Annotated in this window: 7 protein-coding genes, 2 tRNA genes and 1 other RNA gene; all 10 read left to right on the plus strand. The window is 42.2% G+C overall.

Features of this window, described 5'->3' with window-relative positions:
- The first annotated feature begins 77 nt into the window (after positions 1-77).
- The 10 genes from ybgC (at position 78) to OO7_RS16445 (ending at position 6,077) form a co-directional block, all read left to right on the plus strand.
- A complete protein-coding gene (gene ybgC / locus OO7_RS06025) occupies positions 78-473 on the plus strand; it encodes a tol-pal system-associated acyl-CoA thioesterase (protein ID WP_008915067.1) in 396 nt (131 codons plus the stop codon).
- A complete protein-coding gene (gene tolQ, locus OO7_RS06030) occupies positions 470-1,153 on the plus strand; it encodes a Tol-Pal system protein TolQ (protein WP_008915068.1) in 684 nt (227 codons plus the stop codon). Before ybgC ends, tolQ begins: the two co-directional genes overlap by 4 nt.
- 17 nt (positions 1,154-1,170) lie before the next feature.
- Positions 1,171-1,593 (plus strand): colicin uptake protein TolR, encoded by a 423-nt coding sequence (tolR, locus tag OO7_RS06035; protein WP_008915069.1) that lies wholly within the window; start codon positions 1,171-1,173, stop codon positions 1,591-1,593.
- Positions 1,594-1,629: 36 nt separating this feature from the next.
- Positions 1,630-2,754 (plus strand): cell envelope integrity protein TolA, encoded by a 1,125-nt coding sequence (gene tolA, locus OO7_RS06040; RefSeq protein ID WP_008915070.1) that lies wholly within the window; start codon positions 1,630-1,632, stop codon positions 2,752-2,754.
- A gap of 149 nt (positions 2,755-2,903) precedes the next feature.
- The gene (tolB, locus tag OO7_RS06045; RefSeq protein ID WP_008915071.1) at positions 2,904-4,196 is read left to right on the plus strand and encodes a Tol-Pal system beta propeller repeat protein TolB; all 1,293 of its coding nucleotides are present in this window, start codon (positions 2,904-2,906) and stop codon (positions 4,194-4,196) included.
- Between the two features lie 42 nt (positions 4,197-4,238).
- A complete protein-coding gene (gene pal / locus OO7_RS06050) occupies positions 4,239-4,736 on the plus strand; it encodes a peptidoglycan-associated lipoprotein Pal (RefSeq protein WP_008915072.1) in 498 nt (165 codons plus the stop codon).
- A 22-nt stretch (positions 4,737-4,758) separates the two neighbouring features.
- Positions 4,759-5,526: a tol-pal system protein YbgF gene (ybgF, locus tag OO7_RS06055; RefSeq protein WP_043892662.1), complete on the plus strand. Its 768-nt coding sequence runs from the start codon at positions 4,759-4,761 to the stop codon at positions 5,524-5,526.
- A gap of 155 nt (positions 5,527-5,681) precedes the next feature.
- A tRNA-Lys gene (locus tag OO7_RS06060) sits at positions 5,682-5,757 on the plus strand.
- A 72-nt stretch (positions 5,758-5,829) separates the two neighbouring features.
- Positions 5,830-5,905, plus strand: a tRNA-Lys gene (locus OO7_RS06065).
- A gap of 43 nt (positions 5,906-5,948) precedes the next feature.
- Positions 5,949-6,077, plus strand: a non-coding RNA gene (locus tag OO7_RS16445) — RtT sRNA.
- Positions 6,078-6,151: the final 74 nt, after the last annotated feature.

A 6,151-nucleotide genomic window follows, 5' to 3' on the forward strand; every position in this document is an offset into this window, starting at 1 on the left:
CTAGATTATTCCAATACGCCAGAGTCTTGAGTATAGTGGCACCGTTAATTAATTTAACCTAGTATGGAGTGGTTGTTATGCTATTTCGCTGGCCTGTTCGCGTTTATTATGAAGATACTGACGCGGGTGGTGTGGTTTACCATGCACGTTACCTTGCTTTTTTTGAGCGAGCTAGAACTGAGATGCTACGAAATAAGGGTATCAATCAACAAAATTTACTCGCTGAGAATCTTGGGTTTGTTGTTAAAAGTATGACAACTGACTTTATTAAAGCCGCTCGGCTGGATGATTTATTGGAAATAGAGACACAAATTATGGAAGTTAGGCGTGCCTCTTTAACCTTTCAACAAAGGTTAGTTGATTCACAAGGCAACCTGCTTTGTAGAGCTGTGGCTCTAATTGCTTGTGTTGATACATCAAAAATGAAGCCAATTGCGCTTCCTAAGTCTATTGTCGCGGAGTTTAAACAGTGACTGACATGAATATTTTGGATTTATTCCTAAAAGCGAGCCTATTGGTTCAGATCATTATGTTCGTTTTAATAGGTTTCTCTATTGCATCTTGGGCGATCATTATCCAAAGAACAAAGATTTTAAATGCTGCAAGTCGTGAGGCTGAAGCATTTGAAGATAAATTTTGGTCTGGGATTGAGTTATCGCGTTTGTATAAAGAGAGCCAAGCTCGTCGTGATGAACTCGGTGGTGCAGAACAAATTTTTTATTCAGGATTTAAAGAATTTGTGCGCTTACACCAAGCCAACATTCACGCGCCAGATGCAGTTGTGACTGGCGCATCTCGTGCAATGCGTATTTCTATGAATCGCGAATTAGAATCTGTAGAAGCACATATCCCATTTTTAGGTACAGTTGGCTCAATTAGCCCATACATTGGTTTGTTTGGTACTGTGTGGGGGATCATGCATGCATTTATCGCACTGGGGGCAGTGAAACAAGCTACACTACAAATGGTTGCTCCGGGTATTGCTGAAGCACTTATCGCAACTGCGATTGGTCTATTTGCTGCGATCCCTGCGGTTATGGCTTACAACCGCTTAAACTTGCGTGTGAATAAATTGGAGCAGAACTACGATAACTTTATGGAAGAATTTCTGGCCATTTTACATCGCCAAGCATTTTCTGCTGATAAGAAATAATTCAAGGAGATAAGCGAATGGCGCGCAATAGTCGCAAACGTGAGCTGAAATCCGAAATCAACATTGTTCCATTATTGGATGTGTTGTTGGTGCTATTGCTGATTTTTATGGCAACAGCACCGATTATCTCTCAAAGTGTGGAAGTTGATTTGCCTGATGCCACAGATACGCAAACCGTATCATCAAGTGATAACCCTCCTATTATTTTGGAGGTTGCAGGTGTTGCTCAATATAATATGTTAATAGATGGTGAGCGTTTAGATTTACTACCACCAGAGCAGATTACTGCTGAAGCAAAAGCGCAGTTAGAGAAAAATCCAAAAGCGATTTTCCTCATTGGCGGTGCAAAAGATGTTCCTTATGAAGAAGTCATTAAGGCGCTAAATATTTTGCATCAAGCAGGGATCAAATCAGTCGGTTTAATGACTCAACCAATGTAATTGGATGAGTAACGATTCTTTTTTTGGAAACCAATTGTGGGAAAAACAAAAGAGAAAAAAGATAATTTAAGTCGGTCGTTTTTAACGTCAGCGGTTTTACACGTTTTACTGATCTGCCTAATTATAATTGGTTCCTTAGTTTCCACAGTCAAACTTGGCGGTGGAGGAGAGGAGGGGACTGTCATTGATGCAGTGATGGTCGACCCTGGAGCAGTTGTTGAACAGTATAATCAAATGCAACAGCAGGAAAATAGTGCTAAACAAGCTGCGAAAGAACGGAAAGAAAAAGAACAGAAGCAAGAGGCTGACTTAAGGGAAAAGCAAGAGCAGGAACAGCAGCGTTTGCAAAAATTGGAACAAGAGCGTATTCAACGTGAACGTGAAGCTCAAGAACAGCGGCAACAAACTGAACAGCAGCAGAAGCAGGCAGTAGAAGCAGCTAAAAAAGCGAAAGAAGAGCAAAAATTAGCGGAAGAAGCTGCGGCAAAAGCAAAAGCTGAGAAAGATAGAATTATCAAAGAACAAGCGTTAGCTAAAGAAAAGGCTGAGGCTGAAGCTAAAAAAGAAGCTGAAGCGGTGAAAGCCAAAGCGGCGGCTGATGCTAAGGCTGCTGCGGAAGCGAAAGCAAAAGCAGAAAAAGAAGCTAAGGCTGCCGCAGATGCTAAAGCTGAGAAAGAAGCAAAGGCCAAAGCGGATAAAGAGGCCAAAGCCAAGGCTGACAAGGAAGCTAAAGCTAAAGCAGCTAAAGAAAAAGCAGAGGCAGCAAAAAATGCATCCTCGGTTGATGATTTACTTGGTGATTTAACCGCAACAGGTCCAAGTAAACAAGGTGGTGCCGCTGCCGCTGGTCAAGGTGGTGGTAAAAAATCAGGTGCATCCAATGCAGATGTTGATAGCTATGCGGGTAAAGTCAAAGCGGCTATCCAAAGCAAGTTTTATGATTCTGACACGTTTAGAGGAAGAACTTGTGAGCTGCAATTAAAAATTGCATCTGATGGATTGTTAATCAGCATTATGCCAAACAATAATCCAGCAAATGACCCTGCGCTTTGTGATGCTGCAATTAGAGCTGCAAAACTCGCGAAGTTACCAAGACCCACTACAGATGTGTATGAGGCATTTAAAAAACAAGGAAGTACCGTTATATTTAACCCTAAATAGAATAAGTAGGAACTGTCTGTATTGAGTTCAATGTGGTAATAACATAAATAATATAAATAGTTTCTACGCTATCTAGTTTTGTTAGTATACCTTTGTTAAAATTCAGCGAATTATTGTGGTATCGAATGACCACAATAAGGGAGATAAGAATGAAGCAGGCTTTTAAAGTAGTTCTTGGATTAATCATGCTATGGGCAACAGTTGCTCAGGCTGAGATCCGTATTGAAATTACGGAAGGTGTGAATAGTGCTCAGCCTATTGGCGTTGTGCCATTTAAATGGTCTGGCTCAGGCACACCTCCACAAGAAATTGGTCAAATTGTAGGTGCTGACTTACGTAATAGCGGTAAATTTAATCCTATTGACCCAAATCGTATGCCTCAGCAACCAGGCACTGCTTCTGAAGTGACTCCAGAGGCTTGGACTGCTCTTGGTATTAATGCTGTTGTTGTAGGGCAAATTCAACCTGCCGCTGATGGTAGCTACGTTGTTAGCTATCAATTAGTTGATGTTGCAGGTAGCCCAGGTTCTGTTTTATCTCAGAATCAATATAAAGTGACAAAAGAGTGGTTGCGTTATGCAGCTCATACCGCGAGTGATGAAGTTTTTGAAAAACTAACGGGTATCCGCGGGGCATTTAGGACGCGTATCGCTTATGTTGTGACAAACAAAGGCGGTCAATATCCTTATGAATTACGTGTCTCTGATTATGATGGTTATAACCAATTTACGGTGCATCGTTCTCCAGAGCCTCTAATGTCGCCAGCATGGTCACCAGATGGTGAGCGTTTGGCGTATGTTACTTTTGAAAGTGGTAGCTCAGCGCTGGTCATCCAGACTTTATCTTCTGGGGCTGTTCGTCAGGTTGCGTCATTCCCTCGTCATAATGGGGCACCAGCATTTTCACCTGATGGAACGAAATTAGCGTTTGCATTATCTAAAACGGGTAGTTTGAACCTTTATGTTATGGATTTAGCAAGTGGTCAAATCCGCCAAGTCACAGATGGTCGTAGCAATAATACAGAACCAAGCTGGATGCCAGATAGTCAAACATTAGTTTATACGTCAGACCAAGCGGGGCGTCCGCAAATTTATAAAATTAATATTAATGGTGGTAGTCCTGAACGCGTAACTTGGGAAGGTTCGCAAAGTCAGGATGCTGATGTTAGCCCGGATGGATCTTTCATTGTAATGGTCAGCTCGGGAGGCGGTCAGCAGCATATCGCCAAACAGGATCTGGCGACGGGTAACGTTGAATATTTAACGAAAACGTTTCTAGATGAAACGCCAAGTATCGCACCTAACGGCACTATGGTAATTTATAGCTCCTCTCAAGGCTTGGGGACTATATTGCAGCTAGTTTCGACCGACGGGCGTTTCAAAGCGCGTCTTCCGGCTACCGATGGACAGGTTAAATTTCCTGCCTGGTCGCCGTATCTGTGATGCATAATAATAATGTGTGGCAAACTATTAAGGATCAAAACGATGCAATTGAATAAAGTGCTTAAAGGGCTGATGATCGCATTACCAATCATGGCTGTCGCAGCTTGTAGCTCTAACAAAAACAATGACCAAACTGGTGACGATTCTTCTATGAATCAAACTAGCACTGGTCTGTCTGCGGAAGAGCTGGCACGTCAACAAATGCAACAACTGCAAAACAACAATATCGTTTACTTCGGTTTCGATAAATACAATGTTTCTCCAGAATATGCACAAATGTTGGATGCACACGCAGAATTCCTGCGTAACAACCCATCTGTTAAAGTTGTTATTGAAGGTCATGCGGATGAGCGTGGTACTCCAGAATACAACATCGCGCTGGGCGAACGTCGTGCTAACGCAGTTAAAATGTATCTGCAAAGCAAAGGTGTAGCTGGCGACCAAATGTCACTGGTTTCTTACGGTAAAGAAAAACCAGCTGTATTAGGTCACACAGAAGCTGACTACGCTAAAAACCGTCGTGCAGTAATTGCATACTAATCGATAAGCGAAATTATCTCTTATGAACAGTAACTACAGACATCTACTTGTAGGTCTGTCGTTATTGGTTGGCGTAGCGGTCCCTTGGACCGCTACTGCCCAAGCGCCAATCATTAATGTCGGATCCGGATCATCCAGTGATCGCTTGGCTCAGCTTGAGACAGCGGTTAATTCACAAGGTCAAATTCTGTATCAAATCCAGCAACAAATCGCTGATAATCAGCGTGATATTGATATGTTGCGCGGTCAAATTCAGGAAAGTGAATACAAACTGAATCAAATTGTTGAGCGCCAAAAAGATTTGTACATGCAGTTAGACCAAGCAGGGAATGGTGCAGCAGCATCAGGCTCAGCGACGACAGCTGATTCATCATCTTCAGCACCAGCCTCGCCAGCGGCATCAGGTGGTGGTGAAAAAGAAGATTATAATGCAGCGGTCACGCTAGCAATGAACAGCAAGTCAAAAGCACAAATTGATGAAGCAATTGGGGCACTACAAAGCTTTATCAAAACCTACCCTAAGTCGAATTATCAATCTAATGCGAACTATTGGTTAGGCCAGCTTAACTACAACAAAGGTAGCAAAGATGATGCAGCATTCTACTTTGCGACAGTAGTGAAAGAATATCCTAAATCTCAAAAAAGCAGTGAGGCTTTATATAAAGTCGGACTGATTATGCAAGACAAAGGACAAAAGGACAAAGCGAAGGCTGTTTATCAACAAGTCTTAAAGCAATATCCTAATAGTAGTGGTGCAAAACTGGCTGAGAAAAAGCTAAGTTCACTTTAATTTATAACCCCGAAGAGTATATTTCCGAATGTTTCGGGGTTAACCGTATGATAAATGTGCATTTAATTGTTTTTTTGAAAAAAAACATTGCACCTTCGTCAGAAATCAGTAATATAAGCCGCCGTTGAGACAGCAATTGTAAGTGTTATACAGATGGGTCGTTAGCTCAGTTGGTAGAGCAGTTGACTTTTAATCAATTGGTCGCAGGTTCGAATCCTGCACGACCCACCATCTTAAGAATGCAAACTTTCACTAACTCAATAATTATCTTAGGTTCCTTGGTTTAAGATAAATCACCTAGATGGGTCGTTAGCTCAGTTGGTAGAGCAGTTGACTTTTAATCAATTGGTCGCAGGTTCGAATCCTGCACGACCCACCATCTAAAAAGAATTACAATTCCCCATAAAAAATCCAAATTCAGCATATTGCGCGTAGAGTGTAGGTGAGAAGCTGCGTTCAGGTTCGAGCCGAGCGAAGCGAGACAGCGTTGCGCTTGTCGCAACGACCCGCAGGGTGAGGCCGRAGGCCGAATAATCCTGCACGACCCACCATCTAAAAAGAAATACAATTTCCCCATAAAAAATCCAAATTCAGCATATTGCACGTAGTGTGTAGGTGAGAAGCT

It is taken from the genome of Providencia sneebia DSM 19967, assembly GCF_000314895.2.
GTDB lineage: Bacteria > Pseudomonadota > Gammaproteobacteria > Enterobacterales > Enterobacteriaceae > Providencia > Providencia sneebia.

What these genes read in the sequence shown, in the direction of transcription:
- tolB (WP_008915071.1), top strand. Translation starts at nt 2,904, where the DNA reads ATGAAGCAGGCTTTTAAAGTAGTTCTTGGATTAATCATGCTATGGGCA.
- ybgC (WP_008915067.1), top strand. Translation starts at nt 78, where the DNA reads ATGCTATTTCGCTGGCCTGTTCGCGTTTATTATGAAGATACTGACGCG.
- pal (WP_008915072.1), top strand. Translation starts at nt 4,239, where the DNA reads ATGCAATTGAATAAAGTGCTTAAAGGGCTGATGATCGCATTACCAATC.
- tolR (WP_008915069.1), top strand. Translation starts at nt 1,171, where the DNA reads ATGGCGCGCAATAGTCGCAAACGTGAGCTGAAATCCGAAATCAACATT.
- ybgF (WP_043892662.1), top strand. Translation starts at nt 4,759, where the DNA reads ATGAACAGTAACTACAGACATCTACTTGTAGGTCTGTCGTTATTGGTT.